21 protein-coding genes are annotated in these 20,072 nt (G+C 53.3%); 4 read left to right on the top strand and 17 right to left on the bottom strand.

The window, feature by feature from the left end; all coding sequences use genetic code 11:
• Window positions 1-25: 25 nt before the first annotated feature.
• From cvpA to pdxB, 8 genes are all read right to left on the bottom strand, one after another.
• Window positions 26-514 (bottom strand): colicin V production protein, encoded by a 489-nt coding sequence (gene cvpA / locus BGK49_RS16050; protein ID WP_000262112.1) that lies wholly within the window; start codon window positions 512-514, stop codon window positions 26-28.
• A 259-nt stretch (window positions 515-773) separates the two neighbouring features.
• Window positions 774-1,436, bottom strand: coding sequence for a cell division protein DedD (gene dedD / locus BGK49_RS16045; RefSeq protein ID WP_000146992.1), 663 nt, complete (start codon window positions 1,434-1,436; stop codon window positions 774-776).
• Window positions 1,426-2,694, bottom strand: a complete 1,269-nt coding sequence (gene folC / locus BGK49_RS16040) for a bifunctional tetrahydrofolate synthase/dihydrofolate synthase (RefSeq protein WP_000584569.1) — start codon at window positions 2,692-2,694, stop codon at window positions 1,426-1,428. The genes dedD and folC overlap by 11 nt, the downstream gene beginning before the upstream one ends.
• 69 nt (window positions 2,695-2,763) lie before the next feature.
• Entirely contained in the window at window positions 2,764-3,678 is a 915-nt protein-coding gene (gene accD / locus BGK49_RS16035) for an acetyl-CoA carboxylase, carboxyltransferase subunit beta (RefSeq protein WP_000118396.1), read from the bottom strand.
• 155 nt (window positions 3,679-3,833) lie between these two features.
• Entirely contained in the window at window positions 3,834-4,493 is a 660-nt protein-coding gene (locus tag BGK49_RS16030) for a DedA family protein (protein WP_000364326.1), read from the bottom strand.
• Between the two features lie 82 nt (window positions 4,494-4,575).
• The gene (gene truA / locus BGK49_RS16025) at window positions 4,576-5,388 is read right to left on the bottom strand and encodes a tRNA pseudouridine(38-40) synthase TruA (RefSeq protein WP_001283583.1); all 813 of its coding nucleotides are present in this window, start codon (window positions 5,386-5,388) and stop codon (window positions 4,576-4,578) included.
• Window positions 5,388-6,401: an aspartate-semialdehyde dehydrogenase gene (locus BGK49_RS16020; protein WP_001289165.1), complete on the bottom strand. Its 1,014-nt coding sequence runs from the start codon at window positions 6,399-6,401 to the stop codon at window positions 5,388-5,390. The genes truA and BGK49_RS16020 overlap by 1 nt, the downstream gene beginning before the upstream one ends.
• 65 nt (window positions 6,402-6,466) lie before the next feature.
• The gene (gene pdxB / locus BGK49_RS16015; RefSeq protein WP_000699121.1) at window positions 6,467-7,603 is read right to left on the bottom strand and encodes a 4-phosphoerythronate dehydrogenase PdxB; all 1,137 of its coding nucleotides are present in this window, start codon (window positions 7,601-7,603) and stop codon (window positions 6,467-6,469) included.
• A gap of 98 nt (window positions 7,604-7,701) precedes the next feature.
• Here pdxB and flk point away from each other — a divergent pair, with 98 nt between their 5' ends.
• On the top strand, window positions 7,702-8,697 hold the full coding sequence (gene flk / locus BGK49_RS16010; RefSeq protein ID WP_000615813.1) for a flagella biosynthesis regulator Flk: 996 nt from the start codon (window positions 7,702-7,704) through the stop codon (window positions 8,695-8,697).
• Here flk and BGK49_RS16005 read toward each other — a convergent pair.
• Window positions 8,694-9,872: an MFS transporter gene (locus tag BGK49_RS16005; RefSeq protein WP_000127760.1), complete on the bottom strand. Its 1,179-nt coding sequence runs from the start codon at window positions 9,870-9,872 to the stop codon at window positions 8,694-8,696. The two genes, flk and BGK49_RS16005, sit on opposite strands and share 4 nt — an antisense overlap.
• A gap of 283 nt (window positions 9,873-10,155) precedes the next feature.
• Window positions 10,156-11,376 (bottom strand): beta-ketoacyl-ACP synthase I, encoded by a 1,221-nt coding sequence (gene fabB / locus BGK49_RS16000; protein WP_000817185.1) that lies wholly within the window; start codon window positions 11,374-11,376, stop codon window positions 10,156-10,158.
• A 158-nt stretch (window positions 11,377-11,534) separates the two neighbouring features.
• Here fabB and mnmC point away from each other — a divergent pair, with 158 nt between their 5' ends.
• Window positions 11,535-13,541, top strand: coding sequence for a bifunctional tRNA (5-methylaminomethyl-2-thiouridine)(34)-methyltransferase MnmD/FAD-dependent 5-carboxymethylaminomethyl-2-thiouridine(34) oxidoreductase MnmC (mnmC, locus tag BGK49_RS15995; RefSeq protein WP_000683792.1), 2,007 nt, complete (start codon window positions 11,535-11,537; stop codon window positions 13,539-13,541).
• Window positions 13,542-13,661: 120 nt separating this feature from the next.
• On the opposite strand, the gene BGK49_RS15990 is transcribed toward mnmC, so the two are convergent.
• Genes BGK49_RS15990 through prmB form a run of 6 tightly spaced genes read right to left on the bottom strand, consistent with a single transcriptional unit; the run spans window position 13,662 to window position 18,211 of the window.
• Window positions 13,662-13,940 carry a YfcL family protein gene (locus BGK49_RS15990; protein WP_000559754.1) on the bottom strand — a complete coding sequence of 93 codons (279 nt, stop codon included), beginning with the start codon at window positions 13,938-13,940 and terminating at the stop codon, window positions 13,662-13,664.
• Window positions 13,941-13,973: 33 nt separating this feature from the next.
• Window positions 13,974-14,522, bottom strand: a complete 549-nt coding sequence (gene epmC, locus BGK49_RS15985; RefSeq protein ID WP_001089241.1) for an elongation factor P hydroxylase — start codon at window positions 14,520-14,522, stop codon at window positions 13,974-13,976.
• A complete protein-coding gene (locus BGK49_RS15980) occupies window positions 14,522-15,331 on the bottom strand; it encodes a sulfite exporter TauE/SafE family protein (protein ID WP_000447361.1) in 810 nt (269 codons plus the stop codon). The genes epmC and BGK49_RS15980 overlap by 1 nt, the downstream gene beginning before the upstream one ends.
• Window positions 15,331-16,155 (bottom strand): penicillin-insensitive murein endopeptidase, encoded by an 825-nt coding sequence (gene mepA, locus BGK49_RS15975; RefSeq protein ID WP_001043819.1) that lies wholly within the window; start codon window positions 16,153-16,155, stop codon window positions 15,331-15,333. The genes BGK49_RS15980 and mepA overlap by 1 nt, the downstream gene beginning before the upstream one ends.
• Before the next feature lie 3 nt (window positions 16,156-16,158).
• Complete coding sequence (gene aroC, locus BGK49_RS15970) at window positions 16,159-17,244, bottom strand: chorismate synthase (protein WP_000918449.1); 1,086 nt, start codon at window positions 17,242-17,244, stop codon at window positions 16,159-16,161.
• A gap of 34 nt (window positions 17,245-17,278) precedes the next feature.
• Window positions 17,279-18,211 (bottom strand): 50S ribosomal protein L3 N(5)-glutamine methyltransferase, encoded by a 933-nt coding sequence (gene prmB / locus BGK49_RS15965; RefSeq protein ID WP_001339812.1) that lies wholly within the window; start codon window positions 18,209-18,211, stop codon window positions 17,279-17,281.
• A gap of 165 nt (window positions 18,212-18,376) precedes the next feature.
• On the opposite strand from prmB, the gene smrB reads away from it, so the two are divergent.
• Window positions 18,377-18,928 (top strand): endonuclease SmrB, encoded by a 552-nt coding sequence (gene smrB, locus BGK49_RS15960; RefSeq protein ID WP_000730804.1) that lies wholly within the window; start codon window positions 18,377-18,379, stop codon window positions 18,926-18,928.
• A 72-nt stretch (window positions 18,929-19,000) separates the two neighbouring features.
• On the opposite strand, the gene BGK49_RS15955 is transcribed toward smrB, so the two are convergent.
• Window positions 19,001-19,765: a StfH/YfcO family fimbrial adhesin gene (locus BGK49_RS15955; RefSeq protein ID WP_004985136.1), complete on the bottom strand. Its 765-nt coding sequence runs from the start codon at window positions 19,763-19,765 to the stop codon at window positions 19,001-19,003.
• Window positions 19,766-19,828: 63 nt separating this feature from the next.
• On the opposite strand from BGK49_RS15955, the gene BGK49_RS15950 reads away from it, so the two are divergent.
• On the top strand, window positions 19,829-20,072 hold a 244-nt coding region (locus BGK49_RS15950; RefSeq protein ID WP_000567704.1), incomplete at its 3' end, for a transposase.

Here is a 20,072-nt window from a genome sequence, read left to right as displayed (position 1 = left end):
CTCGTTAAGCCACATCTCAGAGCACTTACGCTCCGGGCAAGAAACTTGACGAGCTTTGCAGATAATCAAAAAACCATCTGATGATAAAACTGAACTGCGGGATCAGCTGTGATTTGCTCCAGTCTTCGCTTTTCGACACCCCGGTAAAGGAGTCGAGAAAGAAGAGAATGGCGGCAACAATCAACACACCGCGCAACGCACCGAAACAGACGCCCAGCACCCGATCGGTGCCTGACAACCCCGTTTTCTCCACCAACTGGCCTATCACGAAGTTCACGATTGCACCAACGATCAGGGTAGCGATAAACAGTACCGCGATGGCAATTCCATTTCGAACCAGTTCGTCTTCAAAGCCCGTAAACCAGACTGACAGGTAAGTGTAGTAATGACTGGCAACAAAGAAAGCACAACCCCATGTCACCAGCGATAACGCTTCACGAACAAAGCCGCGGATCAGGCTAACCAGAGAGGAAAAAGCAATCACCGCGATTATGGCGTAATCAATCCAGACCATATGTGTCCCACGATTTTACGCCCTGTCATCCTGTTCGGGGCGCATTCTAACAGAAAAAGGAAACGTTTGCGTAGGGATTTCCTTCCCACGCATCAATAAAAATGGGCGCTGAAAAAATATTCAACGCCATCGACTTTTTATGCCTTTGCGGCATCGTGCAATGCGTGTCGGATGCGGCGTAAACGCCTTATCCGACCTACGGTTCTAACACTGCCCAGGCCTGATAAGACGCGCCAGCGTCGCATCAGGCAAGACTGTATTAATTCGGCGTATAGCCCATTACCACGCCACTTAAGCCAGAAAGTTGCTTCAACTCACCCAGCGAACCTTTCAGCTTATCTTTCGAGGCATCCGGCCCAACCAGAATACGGGTAATTTTACCCTGCACTGGCGTGGATGGCGACGTATAAACCCGATAACCGGCACCGCGCAGCTTACCGACAATCTCATTCACTTTATCGGCATTTTTCAGCGCACCCAGTTGCACAACATAGGCTTTACCCGTTGGCGCTGCTTTTTCTTCCACGACCGGCTTCGGTTCTGGCTTCGGCGCAGGTGGTGCTTCAACCTTCGGTTTAGGCGGCTCCACCGGTTTCGGCTTCGGTGGGGCGACCGGTGCAGGTTCCGGTTCAAACTCGGTGTTATTGGCTGCAATAGTGGCCGGATCGAGCGACGGTGCTGCGGCATCACCTGCCCGCACCTCTTCCGCTGCGCCTTCCGGCGGCTGCGTCGGCAACGCCTGGGTGGCGGCTGGCATCATATCAGGCTCATCGCGATCGCCCGCTTTTGGAACCAGCGGGATAGCCGCAAACTCATCCTGATAATGTTTTTTCTGCCCGTCCAGCAGCCCTGGAAGTACAATCACCCCCAGCGCCACCAGCACGATCGTGCCCACTAACCGATTCTGAAACTTACTTGCCACCGCTTCTCCTCGCGTCAATCACTTCCATGACATGTGCGACCGTGTGGAAAGAACCACACACCAGCACGGTGTCTTCCGCTTTAGCGTCCGCCATTGCGGCATCCCATGCCTGCGCAACGCTATCAAATGATTTGCCGTTACCCAAATGCTCAAGCAGTTGTTCTGCCGTGGCACCGCGCGGCCCTTCCAGTGGCGCACAATACCAGTCATCAACCACGCTTTTCAACCAGGCCAGAGTTCCGGCAATATCTTTATCATGTAGCATACCGATAACCGCCAGCACGCGCCCGTTTTTCGGTAGCGCTTTCATACGCCCGGTGAGATATTCCGCCGCATGTGGATTATGCGCGACATCAAAAATAACGCGTGGCGACTCGCTCACAATCTGGAAACGTCCCGGCAAAATTGCGCTGGCAATCCCGTCGCGAATGGCATTTTCACTGACTTCCAGCCCGCTGGCATGCAGTGCCGCCAGCGCTGTTGCGGCATTCGGTTGCGGGACAAGCGGCAACGGCAGATTTTCCAGCGTGCCGTGAGCATCGCTAAACGCCCAGTCATGATCGGTGACGGAATAGTTCCACTCAACGCCCCGACGTTGTAACAGTGCACCTTTTTCCTGCGCCACATCAGCAATGGTAGAAGGCATTTCCGGCTCACCGACAATTGCCGGTTTTGCGCTGCGAAAGATGCCTGCTTTCTCGCGACCAATACTTTCGCGATCTGGCCCCAGCCAGTCGGTATGATCCAGCGCAATACTGGTTACTACCGCGACATCGGCATCGACAATATTGGTTGCGTCCAGACGACCGCCCAGCCCTACTTCCAGAATCACCACGTCAAGTTGTGCCTGTTTGAACAGCCACAACGCCGACAGCGTACCGTACTCGAAATAGGTCAGGGAAATATCACCGCGTGCCGATTCAATCTCCGCAAAAGAGGCGGTGTGGGCCGATTCCGGCAATTCCTGACCCTGCACACGTACGCGCTCGGTATAACGCACCAGATGCGGCGAACTGTAGACGCCCACTTTGTACCCTGCCGCCATCAGAATCGACTCCAGCGTACGGCAGGTGGTGCCTTTGCCATTCGTACCCGCAACGGTAAACACAAATGGCGCTGGTTTCAGAACGCCAAGACGAGCCGCGACCTGGCTCACGCGCTCAAGGCCGAGATCGATAGTTTTACTGTGCAGGTTTTCCAGATAAGAAAGCCACGAAGCCAGAGGCGACGCGGCTTGAGGAGTGCGTTTGATAATCATGGTATCCGCTGATTCGTTACGGTGAGAATAGCAAAAGGGCAGAGCCAGTGGCCCTGCCCTTATCAGTTATCAGGCCTCAGGTTCCTGATCCGGTACCGGGGGTACCACTACGCCTTCACGCGGCGCTTCAGGATTCGGCGCTGGCAGATTCATCAACTTCGCCAGAATGCTCGCCAGTTTCAGGCGCATTTCCGGACGACGGACGATCATGTCGATCGCGCCTTTCTCGATCAGGAATTCACTGCGCTGGAATCCTAGCGGCAGTTTTTCGCGAACGGTCTGTTCGATAACACGCGGACCGGCAAAGCCAATTAACGCTTTCGGTTCAGCGATGTTGAGATCGCCCAGCATGGCGAAACTTGCAGAAACACCGCCCATCGTCGGGTCGGTCAGCACGGAGATGTACGGCAAGCCGCGCTCCTGCATTTTTGCCAGTGCCGCAGAGGTTTTCGCCATCTGCATCAGCGACATCAGTGCTTCCTGCATACGTGCGCCACCAGAGGCGGAGAAGCAGATCAGCGGGCAGTTATCTTCCAGCGCCTGCTCAACGGCACGCACGAAACGTGCACCCACAACAGACCCCATTGAACCGCCCATAAAGGCGAACTCGAATGCCGCAGCGACAACCGGCATTCCATACAGAGTGCCTTTCATCACCACCAGCGCATCTTTTTCGCCGGTTTCTTTCTGCGCAGAAGCCAGACGGTCTTTATACTTCTTGGAGTCACGAAACTTCAGCACATCTTTCGGCTCAAGCTCGCTACCCAGCTCCACAAGGCTTCCTTCATCTAACAGGCTATGCAGGCGATTACGCGCTGTCATACGCATGTGATGGTCACACTTCGGACAGACCTCAAGATTACGTTCCAGCTCAGCGCGGTATAAAACCTGACCGCAGCTATCACACTTAGTCCACACCCCTTCAGGAATGCTCGCCTTGCGGGTGGGAGTAATGTTGCTTTTAATTCGTTCAATCCAGCTCATTAGGGACCTTTCTGTCTGAACCTGGTTCGATGCCAGTTTTATCTTTGGGGACGCATAATGCCATTTTTGCCCCCAACAGACCATGAATGTTGCACATTAAAACATAACAGCCCGAAACTTTGGATAAAAAAGTGGTCGAACCGCGGAGTTACTTTTTATTTTGCGGCGCGTGCCGCAGCGCGTTTGTGACGAATAAATTCGAAAACCCCAGGCAATATTGAAACAAAAATAATGCCAACAATCATCAGCTTAAGGTTGCTCTGAATGAAGGGGAGCGTGCCGAAGAAATAACCCGCGTAGGTAAAAATCAGTACCCACAACAGTGCGCCGATCACGTTATAAGCGGCGAAATGACGGTACGACATGTGGCCCATTCCCGCAACAAACGGCGCGAACGTTCTGACGATCGGTACAAAACGGGCGAGAATAATCGTTTTGCCGCCATGTCTCTCGTAAAACTGATGAGTCTTATCAAGATAACTGCAACGAAAGATTTTCGAATCCGGGTTACTGAACAGTTTGTCACCAAATAACCGTCCAATGGTATAGTTCACTGCATCACCGACAATAGCGGCAATCAACATAAGCACCACCATCATATGGACATTGAGATCGTTAGTTTCCAGCGACGCCAATGCACCAGCAACAAACAGCAGCGAATCACCAGGCAGGAATGGCGTTACCACCAGCCCCGTTTCGCAGAACAGAATCAAAAACAGAATGGCATAAACCCAGACGCCGTACTCCGCGACCAGCTCTGCCAGATGCACGTCAATGTGCAGGATAAAATCGATGAGGAAATAAATCAGGTCCATATTTGCCTATGCCTTGTACTCGTCATCTTTCAGGCTGTAACTACGTTGGCTACAGCCTGAAATGTTCCGAGCATTATTCTCGTTAGTCCGCCAGAAATAGCGGGCCCATTGGCGGTTTTGGGAGATCATACCGGTCAGGGTAATCCACCGCGACCAGATACAGCCCTTCCGCTTTTGCCGTTGCTGCCGCCAGCGTTCTGTCCTTTGCCGCCAGCAACTCTGCTATCCAGCTCTCCGGCTGGTTGTGGGCACCGACTTCCATCAGGCTGCCGACAATATTCCTGACCATATGATGTACAAAGGCATTCGCTTTGATATCTACCACCACATAAGGACCGTGACGCGTGACATTAATATGCATAACGTTGCGCCACGGGGTTCGGGACTGGCACTGCACCGCACGGAACGAGGTGAAATCATTCTCGCCCAGCAAGCATTGCGCAGCCCGATGCATCCGTTCAGCGTCCAGCGGTTCGTAAAAATGGGTTACCCCTTTACTCAGTACCGCCGGGCGCAGCCGATGATTGTAGATGATGTAGCGATAACGGCGAGCCGTGGCGCTAAATCGGGCATGAAAATCATCAGGTACAGCTTTAACCCAACGCACGGCGATGTCACCAGGTAAATTCGCATTTACGCCCAAGGTCCACGCCGCGTCTTTGCGCGGCACGGTTGTTTCGAAATGCACCACCTGCCCGGTACCGTGTACCCCTGCGTCAGTACGCCCGGCGCAGAAGACGGTGATGGGTTCGTTCGCCACCTGGGAGAGCGCCTTTTCCAGCTTCTCCTGCACACTGCGGACTTCATTCTGTCGTTGCCAGCCGTAATACTTACTGCCGTCGTACTCAATGCCCAGCGCAATTTTATAAACTGGCAGTTGTTGCTGGTCGGACATTAGTACAGATACTCCTGCACCAGTTTCTCGGCGATTTTTACTGCCATCAGCGCGCCGCCAAAGCGAACGTTATCGGCCACCGACCAGAACTGGACTTGCTCCGGCATACCGTAGTCATTACGCACGCAGCCAACAGAAAGATGCGGCGTACCCGAAGCATCCCCTACCTGAGTCGGGAATTCGTTCTCTTCAGAGAGCACAATATCTTCGCCCTGAGCAAACGCATCACGCGCTTCTTCTGCCGCCAGCGGACGCAGTGCTTCAAAGTTGACCATCTGGGCATGACCGTAGAATACCGGTGCCTGGACGACGCTTGCCGAAATCATCAGCCCTTCGTCCTGCAGGATTTTGCGTACTTCGTCAACGATACGACGTTCTTCACGCACGCTACCTTCGCTATCCGGCAACAACGGCAGCATATTGAACGCCAGTTGACGACCGAAGAAATCTTCTTCGTCAATCGGAATGCCGTTGAGCAATTTCGCACTCTGCCCCGCTAACGCATCGACCGCTTTTTTGCCCTGGGCGGAGGCTGAAATCAGGCTGGTAACACTGATACGCGACAAACCGCCCTGATCGATTAACGGTTTCAGTGCCGCCAGCAGCTGGCTGGTCAGACTGTCTGGTACGGCGATGACATTCCGGTTGCGGTAATCGGTCAGTACAAACGGGTTTACTTCCGGCACCACCAGCGGTACGTCGGGTTCGAGAGCAAACAGTCCGCTGCTGTCGATCACCAGGCAACCTGAGTTGGTCGCTTCTTCAACCCAGGCAGCGGTAGCTTCTTTGCCTGCGACAAAAAATGCCAGCTGCGCCTGCGTCCAGTCGAATTCAGCGGCATCCTGCACGGTGATTGTTTTACCACCAAAGCGCAGTTGTTCGCCTGCGCTTTCGTTACGTGCCAGTGCATAAATTTCCCCAACCGGGAACTGACGTTCAGCCAGCGTTTCAAGCAGGGCTTCGCCCACAGCGCCAGTTGCGCCCAGGACGGCAATGTTCCAGCCTTCAGACATGGTGGTTTACTCCAGAAATAGCAAAGCTCCCTGCCAATGTTACAGCAGAGAGCATGAAGAAGAGATTAACGTGCCGGATGATGAACGGCGTTAAAACCCAGTTTACACAGCAATGATGCCGCACTGGCGTCATCACAAATTACATACAGAGATGACCATTCACGGCGCTCAAGATAGTTTTTGCGCAGTTTATCGAACTCACCCGGTATCCCGGCGACTTTACGCAGCGGTGCGTCATCGCGGCGCACATCATACACCAAATGCACCAGCCTTTTCAGCGTCGGTTGATCGAGCGGGCCATGCAGCGTAATGCGACCAAACTCTGGCGCGGGCAGTAATGTATCCAGCGCAACGTGCTGTTCATGCCCAATAAACTTGCTATAGGCTTCAAACACTTGCGTAGTACCGCGTGCTTTACCTTCCAGGGTATAACCTGCGATATGCGGCGTGCCGATATCCACTTTTGTCAGCAACTCCACGTTAAGTTCCGGTTCGCCTTCCCAGACATCCAGCACTACGCTTAACTTCTGGCCTTCATTCAGGCAGGTCAGCAACGCAGTATTATCGACGACTGCGCCACGGCAGGCGTTAATCAGAATCGCTCCCGGCTTCAGGCTACGGATCAGTTTTTCATCCGCCAGATGCAGCGTTTTGTACGGCCCATCTTTGAAGAGTGGCGTATGGAAAGTCAGAATATCCGCATGCTGAACTAATTCATCCAGCGAGCGGAAATCACCCTCATCCCCACGGTCAGCGCGAGGCGGATCGCAAAGCAATGTTTTAATCCCTAACGCTTCCAGTCGCGCCTGCAATCGACGTCCAACGTTACCAACGCCCACGATCCCCACCGTACGGTCGTGCAGTGAAAATCCATCGCGTTCGGCAAGCATCAGTAGTGAGGAGAAAACATATTCCACCACCGCAATCGCATTACAGCCAGGTGCAGCGGAAAAACCAATTCCCGCCTGCTTCAACCATGCTTCATCGACATGGTCGGTCCCCGCAGTGGCAGTGCCAACAAATTTAATGGGTTTTCCTGCCAGCAAAGATTCATTCACTTTCGTGACCGAACGCACCATCAGCGCATCCGCGTCTGCCAGTTGAGCGACGGGGATTGGACGCCCGGGAACCGCGGTCACCTCACCCAAACGGCTAAATAAGTCGCGGGCATAAGGCATATTTTCATCAACAAGGATTTTCACGTTTGTGTTACCTGTATGAGACGAGAGTTAACCGGACAAGTGTGCCATAATCTCGCGGCCAGGCATACTTGCGAAGATTTCAGGTATAAGGATACGTAATGATACAACCTATTTCCGGCCCTCCTCCTGGGCAACCACCAGGTCAGGGAGATAACCTGCCGTCTGGCGCGGGCAATCAGCCTTTATCCAGTCAGCAACGTACTTCGCTGGAAAGCTTAATGACGAAAGTGACCTCACTGACGCAACAGCAAAGAGCAGAACTGTGGGCGGGTATCAGGCACGATATTGGTCTGTCGGGAGATTCACCGCTGCTTTCGCGTCACTTCCCTGCCGCTGAGCATAATCTGGCGCAACGTCTGCTGGCCGCGCAAAAAAGCCATTCTGCCCGCCAGCTTTTAGCGCAATTAGGGGAGTATTTACGTCTGGGGAATAATCGTCAGGCGGTCACGGATTATATCCGTCATAACTTTGGTCAGACGCCGCTGAATCAGCTCTCACCGGAGCAATTAAAAACCATTCTCACCCTGTTGCAGGAAGGGAAGATGGTTATTCCGCAACCGCAGCAGCGCGAGGCGACCGACCGTCCTTTATTACCGGCGGAGCACAATGCGCTAAAACAGCTGGTGACCAAACTTGCGGCGGCAACGGGGGAACCCAGCAAACAGATCTGGCAATCGATGCTGGAACTTTCCGGGGTGAAAGATGGCGAGTTAATTCCAGCGAAACTGTTTAACCATCTGGTGACCTGGCTACAGGCGCGTCAGACGCTAAGCCAGCAAAATACGCCGACGCTGGAATCACTACAGATGGCGCTAAAACAACCTTTAGATGCCAGTGAACTGGCGGCGTTATCGGCATATATCCAGCAAAAATATGGCCTTTCTGCGCAATCATCGCTTTCTTCTGCCCAGGCCGAGGATATTCTTAATCAGCTTTATCAACGGCGGGTTAAAGGGATTGATCCGCGTGATATGCAACCGCTGCTTAATCCTTTTCCACCGATGATGGACACGTTGCAAAATATGGCAACGCGTCCCGCGCTGTGGATACTGTTAGTCGCGATTATCCTGATGCTGGTCTGGCTGGTTCGTTAACCCCGACGAAATGACAGTATCGTGACAATAATACCCAGCACCGCAGAGATCGCCCCGGCAAGAAATACCGAAGAGTAACCAAACGTGGTCGCCAGCATTCCCGCCAGCGGCCCGGAGACGCCGAGGGCGATATCCTGAAACGCGGCGTAACCGCCCAGTGCGGTGCCGCGAACTTGTGAGGGGACGCGTTTAACCACCTCCACGCCCAGCGCAGGAAAGATAAGCGAACATCCGGCTCCGGTTAACGCCGCGCCCGCTAATGCGACCCATGCACCTGGGGCTTGCCAGAGCAGCAACAAGCCCACCGTTTCTACAAGCAGAGAGACAATCGCCACTTTCACGCCGCCAAAACGGTCCGGCATCCAGCCAAACATGACGCGCATCACGACAAATGCGCCGCCAAACGCGGTAAGAGTAAAGCCCGCCATCGCCCATCCTTTGCTGGCAAAGTAGAGCGAAACGAAAGTCCCGATAACCGCAAAACCAACGCCTTGTAGTGCCAGCCCTAACCCTGGTTTCCAGATAAGCCCGACAACGCTCCACAGCGATGGACGTTCTCCCGCCAGGGCCGGTACTTTGCGCACTGTGCCGTTACAGGCCCACGCCAGTAAGGGTAATACCATTGTGGTGATCGCCAGTGCGGCAAAACCGTAATGGCTATGAATCAACAGGCCAAGCGGCGCACCAACAGCGAGGGCACCGTAAATCGCCATTCCGTTCCATGACATCACTTTGCCAGAGTGTTTTGCCCCTACGATGCCTAATCCCCAGGTCAGAGCGCCTGTCAGTAACTGGCTTTCACCAAAGCCAAGAATCAAACGCCCGACGACCAACAGGGCAAATTTCAACGGTGCGGAGACAGGCAAAATCGCCGCCAGCAGCAACGCGCCGCCAGCCAGACCACAAGCTAACATCCCCTGAAGCGCCGAACGTTTTGCACCATATTGATCGGCCAGTCGCCCGGCATAGCCACGCGTCAGCACCGTAGCCAGAAACTGAATCCCGACGGCAATCCCGACCATGGTATTGCCATAGCCCAGATCATGATGAACAAACAGCGGGATAACCGGCAACGGCAGCCCTACGGTCATGTAGGTGAGAAAAACCGCAAAAGCGATGCGGAAGAGCGAAAAATTGGCAGAAGATCGTGTTTCGGTTTGGCTTACAGCAGTCATGCATTACTCCAGAATGCAGCGCAAGGCGAGGAGTATCCCCGTCTCATCTCTCTGGTTTCAGGGTTACAGTGCGTTGGCAGGATTTAACGCGTACGTCTTTTCAGAAGGAAATCGACAAAGCGGGAAGTTTGCCTGGAACTGGCGGCGATTGTCAATGATGTGAAAAAGGGAACCATCAGGTTCCCTTTTGCGTTAGTGCCGGAGGCCGCATTGGCGCGTAACGTCGGATGCGACGCTGGCGCGTCTTATCCGACCTACTCCGACTACTCCGACCTACTGCGAATTAATCTTTCAGCTTGCGCATTACCAGCGTGGCGTTGGTGCCGCCGAAGCCGAAGCTGTTAGACATAACGGTGGTCAGTTCGCGATCGGTCGTTTCGGTCACGATGTTCAGACCTGCCGCCTGCTCGTCCAGCTCTTCAATGTTGATGCTCGGGGCGATAAAGCCGTGTTCCAGCATCAGCAGAGAGTAGATAGCTTCCTGTACGCCAGCAGCGCCCAGAGAGTGACCGGTCATGGCTTTGGTTGCAGAAATCGCCGGGCTCTTATCGCCGAACACTTCACGGATAGCTGCCAGTTCTTTCACGTCGCCAACCGGAGTCGAAGTACCATGAGAGTTCAGGTAATCGATTGGGGTATCAACGCCGTGCATCGCCATCTTCATGCAGCGTACTGCGCCTTCGCCAGACGGAGCAACCATGTCTGCACCATCAGAGGTTGCGCCGTAGCCAACGATTTCAGCATAGATGTGAGCACCACGCGCCAGCGCGTGTTCCAGCTCTTCAACCACTACCATACCGCCGCCGCCAGCGATAACGAAACCGTCACGGCGAGCGTCGTAAGTACGGGAGGCTTTTTCCGGGGTGTCGTTGTATTTAGTAGACAGCGCACCCATCGCGTCGAATTCGCAGGCCATTTCCCAGCACAGCTCTTCGCCGCCGCCAGCAAACACGATGTCCTGTTTGCCCAGTTGGATCTGCTCTACTGCGTTACCGATACAGTGTGCGGAAGTCGCACACGCGGAGCTGATGGAGTAGTTAACGCCATGAATTTTAAACGGCGTGGCGAGGCAGGCAGAAACGCCGGATGCCATCGCTTTGGTGACCACATACGGGCCAACCGCTTTCAGGCCGCGCGGGCCGCGCATTGCGTCAGCGCCGAATACCTGGAAACGCGGGGAACCGCCGCCAGAACCTGCAATCAGGCCAACGCGCGGGTTATTCTGGTAAGCTTCCGGAGAAAGGCCCGCATCTGCGATTGCCTGCTCCATAGAAAGGAATGCATAAATGGATGCGTCGCTCATAAAGCGCACAACTTTGCGGTCAATGAGGCCAGTGGTATCCAGTTTTACGTTGCCCCAGACGTGGCTACGCATGCCGGAATCCTTCAGCTCCTGAGAGAAAGTGATCCCTGAACGTCCTTCACGCAGAGATGCCAGGACTTCCTGCTGGTTATTACCGATGCTGGAAACAATGCCCAGGCCAGTAATCACTGCACGTTTCATTCAATACCTCTGTAAGTCGCACATAGAGTAAGTTTCGAATGCACAATAGCGTACACTTGTACGCCGAACAAGTCCGATCAGCCATTTAATAGAGAAATTTGCGCAGCCTTACACACATCGCTAAGATCGAGCCACCGCCTGTAAGACGAGTAACTTACGTGAAACACTACTCCATACAACCTGCCAACCTCGAATTTAATGCTGAGGGTACACCTGTTTCCCGAGATTTTGACGATGTCTATTTTTCCAACGATAACGGGCTGGAAGAGACGCGTTATGTTTTTCTGGGAGGCAACCAATTAGAGGTACGCTTTCCTGAGCATCCACATCCTCTGTTTGTGGTAGCAGAGAGCGGCTTCGGCACCGGATTAAACTTCCTGACGCTATGGCAGGCATTTGATCAGTTTCGCGAAGCGCATCCGCAAGCGCAATTACAACGCTTACATTTCATTAGTTTTGAGAAATTTCCCCTCACCCGTGCGGATTTAGCCTTAGCGCATCAACACTGGCCGGAACTGGCTCCGTGGGCAGAACAACTTCAGGCGCAGTGGCCAATGCCCTTGCCCGGTTGCCATCGTTTATTGCTCGATGAAGGCCGCGTGACGCTGGATTTATGGTTTGGCGATATTAACGAACTGACCAGCCAACTGGACGATTCGCTAAATCAAAAAGTAGATGCCTGGTTTCTGGACGGCTTTGCGCCAGCGAAAAACCCGGATATGTGGACGCAAAATCTGTTTAACGCCATGGCAAGGTTGGCGCGTCCGGGCGGCACGCTGGCGACATTTACGTCTGCCGGTTTTGTCCGCCGCGGTTTGCAGGACGCCGGATTCACGATGCAAAAACGTAAGGGCTTTGGGCGCAAACGGGAAATGCTTTGCGGGGTGATGGAACAGACATTACCGCTCCCCTGCTCCGCGCCGTGGTTTAACCGCACGGGCAGCAGCAAACGGGAAGCGGCGATTATCGGCGGTGGTATTGCCTGCGCGTTGTTGTCGCTGGCGCTATTACGGCGCGGCTGGCAGGTAACGCTTTATTGCGCGGATGAGGCCCCCGCACTGGGTGCTTCCGGCAATCGCCAGGGGGCGCTGTATCCGTTATTAAGCAAACACGATGAGGCGCTAAACCGCTTTTTCTCTAATGCGTTTACTTTTGCTCGTCGGTTTTACGACCAATTACCCGTTAAATTTGATCATGACTGGTGCGGCGTCACGCAGTTAGGCTGGGATGAGAAAAGCCAGCATAAAATCGCACAGATGTTGTCAATGGATTTACCCGCAGAACTGGCTGTAGCCGTTGAGGCAAATGCGGTTGAACAAATTACGGGCGTTGCGACAAATTGCAGCGGCATTACTTATCCGCAAGGTGGTTGGCTGTGCCCAGCAGAACTGACCCGTAATGTGCTGGAACTGGCGCAACAGCAGGGTTTGCAGATTTATTATCAATATCAGTTACAGAATTTATCCCGTAAGGATGACTGTTGGTTGTTGAATTTTGCAGGAGATCAGCAAGCAACACACAGCGTAGTGGTACTGGCGAACGGGCATCAAATCAGCCGATTCAGCCAAACGTCGACTCTCCCGGTGTATTCGGTTGCCGGGCAGGTCAGCCATATTCCGACAACGCCGGAATTGGCAGAGCTGAAGCAGGTGCTGTGCTATGACGGTTATCTCACGCCACAAAATCCGGCGAATCAACATCATTGTATTGGTGCCAGTTATCATCGCGGCAGCGAAGATACGGCGTACAGTGAGGACGATCAGCAGCAGAATCGCCAGCGGTTGATTGATTGTTTCCCGCAGGCACAGTGGGCAAAAGAGGTTGATGTCAGTGATAAAGAGGCGCGCTGCGGTGTGCGTTGTGCCACCCGCGATCATCTGCCAATGGTAGGCAATGTTCCCGATTATGAGGCAACACTCGTGGAATATGCGTCGTTGGCGGAGCAGAAAGATGAGGCGGTAAGCGCGCCGGTTTTTGACGATCTCTTTATGTTTGCGGCTTTAGGTTCTCGCGGTTTGTGTTCTGCCCCGCTGTGTGCCGAGATTCTGGCGGCGCAGATGAGCGACGAACCGATTCCGATGGATGCCAGTACGCTGGCGGCGTTAAACCCGAATCGGTTATGGGTGCGGAAATTGTTGAAGGGTAAAGCGGTTAAGGCGGGGTAATCTGCTCTCGCAGTGTTTGCCGGATGCGGCGTGAACGCCTTATCCGACCTACGTGTGACGTGTAGGCCTGATAAGACGCGATAAGCGTCGCATCAGGCATGGTGCTCCAGACGCCGCAACTTACTGCTGTGACGCCTGCTGAAACAGGTTTTCCCACATATCGGTCACCAGCGCCTGGTCACGCGGCGACAATTCACCGGCACCAATGGCTTTTTCCAGACTCTGGCTAACGGTCGTATGCACCGCCTGAGCGGAGTGGTCATCACCACTTTCCAGTTCTGCGATGGCTAATGTCAGGTGGCCACGCAAATACCCACTGGCAAACAACTCATCATCACTGGCATGGTCAATCATGCCGTCGATTAATGCCAGAATGCGTGATTCAAACTCCGCGATCATCTTCTTTCCTCATTGTAAAACGTGGCACCGGCTTCAGTTGAGCGCTTCCGGCCACGGGAACTGTTCCGCCGTAAGTTCCGGCGTGTGATAATAATTTTGTAGTGCTTTAATGAAGCGTGCCGGACGCTCGGGAATGCCATTTGTCAGATAATCCATCACCTGCGCATGTACCCGCCGTTGAAACACCACACGATCCGGTTCGAAGTCGCCTTCCAGATTGTCGCAACTGACGTTAAACGGATATCCCGCCGCCACACAGAACAACCAGTCGAGTGCCTGAGGCTTCACTTCAACATCTTCAAACTGGCTTTGCGTTTGGGCATCACGCCCATCCGGGCAATACCAGTAGCCGAAATCAACCAGCTCACGGCGCGCTTTTCCGGCAATACACCAGTGCGAAATCTCATGAATTGCGCTGGCATAAAAGCCGTGGGCAAAGACAATTCGGTTATACGGTACTTCCGCATCAGCAGGAAGATAGATCGGTTCGTCGTCGCCTTTAATCAGACGGGTATTAAATTCATCGGCAAAGCAGCTATTAAAAATTTCAATCAACTGCTCATAGTGGTGTGTACTGTTCATTAGTTCATCCCCAACCAGTGGAGGATCTCCTGTCCGTGGCTATCGTAAAGTAATTTGGCACTCATCACCGCCGAGACGATAACGATCATCGGGCGGATCAGTTTTTGTCCTTTGCTCAGCACCAGTCTTGAACCCATGCGCGCGCCGAGGAACTGCCCCACCAGCATGACAAAGCCCGTCGCCCAAATCACTTTGCCGCCGAGAATAAACAGCAGCAGACCGCCAATGTTTGACGTTGCGTTGAGTAATTTGGCGTGAGCCGTGGCTTTGGCGAGGTTGAATCCGCACAGCGTAACGAAGGCCAGCGCGTAAAACGATCCGGCAGCCGGGCCAAAGAATCCGTCATAAAAACCGACGCAGCCACCGGCAATTAACGCGAAGGGTAAACCGTACATCCGGCGCTGGCGATCTTCTTCACCCAGCTTTGGCATCAGCAAGAAATAGAGGCCGATACAAATTACCAGAATGGGCAAAATCTGCCGTAAGACATCAGCCTGAACGTATTGCACCAGCAGTGCGCCGCTCATTGAGCCGACAAAGGTCATGGCGATATTGAGTTTCTGATCGCTTAAACTAACCACTTTGCGGCGAATAAAGTAGATAGTGGCGGAAATAGAGCCGCCGCAGGCTTGCAGTTTATTGGTTGCCAGCGCGTTAGCGGGAGACATTCCCGCAGCCATCAATGCCGGAATGGTGAGTAACCCACCGCCACCGGCAATCGAGTCGATAAATCCCGCCAGCATGGCGACAAAAAAGAGAACTCCCAGCAACAGCGGGGAAACCATAAACAGGCTATTAAACGTTTCCATTAGATCACGTGCTCATCCAGTAGCGCCTGGCAGGAAGGCGGCAACGGAGGCGGTGTCTTCTTCTCAGGCTTTGTTGTTCCTGGTTTTGGAGGTGCAAACCAGCTTTGCAGTTCTGCCCCGCAACCATCGCCTGGTGGCGGTAAAGGTTGATCTTCACACTCCAGACTATCGGCAGGGCAACGTAATCGTACATGCATATGCGCGCGATGCTGGAACCAAGGTCGCACTTTGCGCAACCAGTCGCGATCGGTGCCCGCATCAAGGCAAAGTTGTTGTTTAATCGCCGGATTAACAAAAATGCGCGTGACGTCTTTGTCCTGGGCGGCGAGTTTGATCAAGCTGAAAATTTCTGGCTTCCACAGCGTGGAGACAACGTGTTTACCGTCGCGGGAAACTAAGTCCAGTGCTTGCGGGCGCAAGAGCTGCGCGGAGGTCCAGCGAGTTTTCGGCAGTTGCAGAAAGATATCGACATCCAGTCCGGTCTGGTGGCTGGCATGACCGCCGTTGAAACGCCCACCAGCGGGCATCCCCATATCGCCAATCAGCACCGTACCCATGCCCAGATTGCTCACCTGGCTACTCAGACGCTGGATAAACATCACCAGATCCGGGTGACCGAAATAGCGACGCTGATCGGTACGCATGACCTGATAATGTTCGGACTGTATCGGCAACGTGTCAGCGCCGACAATACAGCCATTAGAAAAACTGCCTATCGATTGTGCGCTACCCGGCACAGGTTGGGTTATTTTTTGCCACGGCGTCGCTGCCAAGCTAGCGCTACTGGCAAGCAGAGCCAGCAGCGCAATCGCGGTTTTGTTCATTTTTTACCAGCGTGGAATATCAGTCTTCACATCGGCATTTTGCGCCCGCTGCCGTAACAGGTGATCCATTAAAACGATCGCCAGCATCGCTTCAGCGATCGGCACTGCACGGATCCCGACACAGGGATCGTGACGGCCTTTGGTGATCATCTCAACTTCTTCGCCAAAGCGGTTAATAGTGCGCCCCGGCACGGTAATGCTGGAGGTCGGTTTCAGCGCCATATGAGCAATGATTTGCTGCCCGCTGCTGATACCGCCGAGAATGCCGCCCGCATGGTTGCTCTGGAAACCGTCTTTGGTGATTTCGTCGCGGTTCTGGCTGCCGCGCAGCGCCACTACGTCAAAGCCGTCGCCAATTTCCACGCCTTTCACCGCGTTGATGCTCATCAGCGCATGGGCGATGTCGGCATCCAGGCGGTCAAATACCGGCTCGCCAAGTCCGGCGGGGACGCCACTGGCAACAACGGTGACTTTCGCGCCGATGGAGTCGCCCTCTTTTTTCAGCGCGCGCATCAGTTCATCTAACGCGTCGATTTTGTCCGGATCCGGGCAGAAGAACGGATTTTGTTCAACCAGCGACCAGTCTTTGATTTCCAGCGGAATGTCGCCCATCTGGGTCAAGCAGCCGCGGATTTCAATACCAAATTTCTCGGCGAGATATTTTTTGGCAATCGCCCCTGCCGCCACGCGCATGGCGGTTTCGCGGGCGGAAGAACGTCCACCGCCGCGATAATCGCGCAGACCGTATTTTTGTTCGTAGGTGTAATCAGCATGGCCTGGGCGGAAAACGTCTTTAATTGCGCTGTAATCCTGAGAGCGCTGGTCAGTGTTTTCGATCAACAAGCCAATGCTGGTGCCAGTAGTAACGCCTTCAAAAACACCGGAGAGAATTTTGACCTGATCCGGCTCGCGGCGCTGGGTGGTATAGCGCGATGTCCCAGGGCGACGACGGTCGAGGTCATGTTGCAGGTCCGCTTCCGTCAGCAGAATGCCTGGCGGAACACCATCGACGATGCAGCCGAGCGCCAGCCCATGCGATTCGCCGAAGGTGGTTACGCGAAAGAGTTGTCCAATTGTGTTTCCAGCCATCACGGCTCCGTTATTGTTGTGTTTGCGTGTTTACTTAATCTTTATAAATCGCGAAATATTCACGGGCCGCCAGCAGCTGCTCTTTGGTGAGCATAAACACACCATCGCCGCCGTTATCAAACTCCAGCCAGGTGAACGGAACATCCGGATATTGTTCCATAAGATGTACCATGCTGTTGCCGACTTCACAAATCAACACGCCATCATCAGCAAGGTAATCTGCCGCGTTTCCAAGAATGCGACGCGTCAGTTTAAGGCCGTCGGTGCCAGATGCCAGGCCCAGTTCCGGCTCGTGACGGTATTCGTTTGGCAGGTCGGACATATCTTCCGCGTCGACATACGGCGGGTTAGTGACAATCAGATCGTACTGCACTTTCGGCAAGTCGCGGAACAGATCGGAACGAATCGGAATGACGTTGTGGATCAGACCGTGTTCTTCGATGTTCTGTTCAGCAACCGCCAGCGCGTCGGGAGAGATATCCACCGCGTCGACTTCTGCATCCGGGAAGGCATAAGCACAAGCAATGGCGATGCAGCCGCTACCGGTACACATATCTAAAATATGCTGCGGTTGTTTGCTGATGAGTCCGGCAAATTTATTGTTGATCAGTTCACCAATCGGCGAGCGCGGCACCAGCACGCGTTCATCGACGTAAAATTCATGACCGCAGAACCAGGCTTTGTTGGTCAGGTAAGCCACCGGAATGCGCTCGTTGACGCGGCGGATCACGCGTTCAACAATACGATGTTTTTCGCTGGAGGTCAGACGCGCGGTGCGCATATCTTCCGGGATATCCAGCGGCAGGTAGAGCGATGGTAACACCAGCTGTACGGCTTCATCCCACGGGTTATCGGTGCCGTGACCGTACCAGATATTTGCCGCGCTGAAGCGGCTCACTGACCAGCGCAACATGTCCTGAATGGTTTGCAGCTCATTTACTGCTTCATCAACGAAAATTTTATCCACGTATTCCTCCAGGGCATGATCGCAATAATTTCGGCGGCTAGTTTGCCATGAAGATGACGATAAATCAGCATTCACGCGCGGTGAGTGAGGAAAAATACGTTTAAAACGATCGATTGTGCTACGAGTCGGGTAAACTGTAGGAAAATTAGAAATAGAGACAGATAAATGAAAAAGAAAACAACACTTAGCGAGGAGGACCAGGCTCTGTTTCGCCAGTTGATGGCGGGGACTCGCAAGATTAAGCAGGACACGATTGTCCACCGACCGCAGCGTAAAAAAATCAGCGAAGTGCCGGTGAAACGCTTGATCCAGGAGCAGGCTGATGCCAGCCATTATTTCTCCGATGAGTTTCAGCCGTTATTAAATACCGAAGGTCCGGTGAAATATGTTCGCCCGGATGTCAGCCATTTCGAGGCGAAGAAACTGCGCCGCGGCGATTATTCACCGGAATTGTTTTTGGATTTACACGGTCTGACGCAGCTGCAGGCCAAGCAGGAACTGGGCGCGTTGATTGCCGCCTGTCGCCACGAACATGTGTTTTGTGCCTGCGTGATGCATGGGCACGGGAAGCATATTTTGAAGCAACAAACACCGCTGTGGCTGGCACAACATCCGCATGTGATGGCATTTCACCAGGCACCGAAAGAGTACGGCGGTGATGCGGCTTTGTTGGTGTTGATTGAAGTGGAAGTGTGGTTGCCGCCGGAGTTGCCCTGAGGAGTTGAGCGTGTTGTGCCAGGAGCGCGGAATGGCAGGGGCGAATGACCCTGCCAGGTGAGAAAAGGTGCGCTAATACATATTCAGTATGTAAGTGAATCGGCAGGTAGAATCTATGGGCTGTCGAGATGTCGTGTCCACGCGTAGCTTCATATCATGCAGTTGCCTGGACGTAATCGGTTGCGGCTCAGGCGTCACCGTCACTTTGGCATTATCACAGCCGGAAGTCGAGAAGGTCATCTGCTGTGCGATAAAACGGCAGTAGACACCACGCTCATCAAAATTATTCCCGTTACACAGTTTGCCATTTTCCATCAGGAAAGTGGGCAGTGTTTGCTCAATAACACCACCTGTTGACTGCAACCTGACGACTTTGTTATGTACAACATAATTTTCATTCCAGGAAACATCATACGGTGCCAGGGGCACCGCCGGACATGAAGAACTCACCTTCGTTGGGCCAATATAGTCAGGAAAATCATCATCATACGTTTTAGCGAAGGGATCTCTACTCTTAACAAACGACGACACAATCCACGGACAACCATGTAAATTCCCATCGTAATAAACAAACATCTTTAATTCATTACATGTCCATCCCGTTTTGGTCTGGCTATCATACTGCTCTAATCCAGGACAGGCTGACATGGATACCCTGCTGTCCGAAATTTTCGACATAGATGGTTGAGTAGAACTATCGCCAGTCCACGAAACTAAATCCGGCTGTGAATTGGGCATGAATGTAGCCTTAAATATAGCGTAATTAACTGAATCTGGCGTCGCTATAATCAGATGAAACTCAAACTCTGTAGACTGGCCCCCTGAATCTCCAGACAACCAGTATCACTTAAATAAGTGATAGTCTTAATACTAGTTTTTAGACTAGTCATTGGAGTACAGATGATTGATGTCTTAGGGCCGGAGAAACGCAGACGGCGTACCACACAGGAAAAGATCGCAATTGTTCAGCAGAGCTTTGAACCGGGGATGACGGTCTCCCTCGTTGCCCGGCAACATGGTGTAGCAGCCAGCCAGTTATTTCTCTGGCGTAAGCAATACCAGGAAGGAAGTCTTACTGCTGTGGCCGCCGGAGAACAGGTTGTTCCTGCCTCTGAACTTGCTGCCGCCATGAAGCAGATTAAAG

This window comes from Shigella sp. FC1544 (assembly GCF_001722145.1).
In the GTDB taxonomy this organism is placed as follows: domain Bacteria; phylum Pseudomonadota; class Gammaproteobacteria; order Enterobacterales; family Enterobacteriaceae; genus Escherichia; species Escherichia coli.
This window is presented reverse-complemented; position numbering and strand designations above follow the sequence as displayed.

Bases quoted from the DNA above. Each gene is read 5' to 3' on its own strand.
- cvpA (WP_000262112.1), bottom strand. From the start codon at position 514: ATGGTCTGGATTGATTACGCCATAATCGCGGTGATTGCTTTTTCCTCT.
- folC (WP_000584569.1), bottom strand. From the start codon at position 2,694: ATGATTATCAAACGCACTCCTCAAGCCGCGTCGCCTCTGGCTTCGTGG.
- accD (WP_000118396.1), bottom strand. From the start codon at position 3,678: ATGAGCTGGATTGAACGAATTAAAAGCAACATTACTCCCACCCGCAAG.
- BGK49_RS16030 (WP_000364326.1), bottom strand. From the start codon at position 4,493: ATGGACCTGATTTATTTCCTCATCGATTTTATCCTGCACATTGACGTG.
- truA (WP_001283583.1), bottom strand. From the start codon at position 5,388: ATGTCCGACCAGCAACAACTGCCAGTTTATAAAATTGCGCTGGGCATT.
- BGK49_RS16020 (WP_001289165.1), bottom strand. From the start codon at position 6,401: ATGTCTGAAGGCTGGAACATTGCCGTCCTGGGCGCAACTGGCGCTGTG.
- flk (WP_000615813.1), top strand. From the start codon at position 7,702: ATGATACAACCTATTTCCGGCCCTCCTCCTGGGCAACCACCAGGTCAG.
- BGK49_RS16005 (WP_000127760.1), bottom strand. From the start codon at position 9,872: ATGACTGCTGTAAGCCAAACCGAAACACGATCTTCTGCCAATTTTTCG.
- fabB (WP_000817185.1), bottom strand. From the start codon at position 11,376: ATGAAACGTGCAGTGATTACTGGCCTGGGCATTGTTTCCAGCATCGGT.
- BGK49_RS15990 (WP_000559754.1), bottom strand. From the start codon at position 13,940: ATGATCGCGGAGTTTGAATCACGCATTCTGGCATTAATCGACGGCATG.
- epmC (WP_001089241.1), bottom strand. From the start codon at position 14,522: ATGAACAGTACACACCACTATGAGCAGTTGATTGAAATTTTTAATAGC.
- BGK49_RS15980 (WP_000447361.1), bottom strand. From the start codon at position 15,331: ATGGAAACGTTTAATAGCCTGTTTATGGTTTCCCCGCTGTTGCTGGGA.
- mepA (WP_001043819.1), bottom strand. From the start codon at position 16,155: ATGAACAAAACCGCGATTGCGCTGCTGGCTCTGCTTGCCAGTAGCGCT.
- aroC (WP_000918449.1), bottom strand. From the start codon at position 17,244: ATGGCTGGAAACACAATTGGACAACTCTTTCGCGTAACCACCTTCGGC.
- smrB (WP_000730804.1), top strand. From the start codon at position 18,377: ATGAAAAAGAAAACAACACTTAGCGAGGAGGACCAGGCTCTGTTTCGC.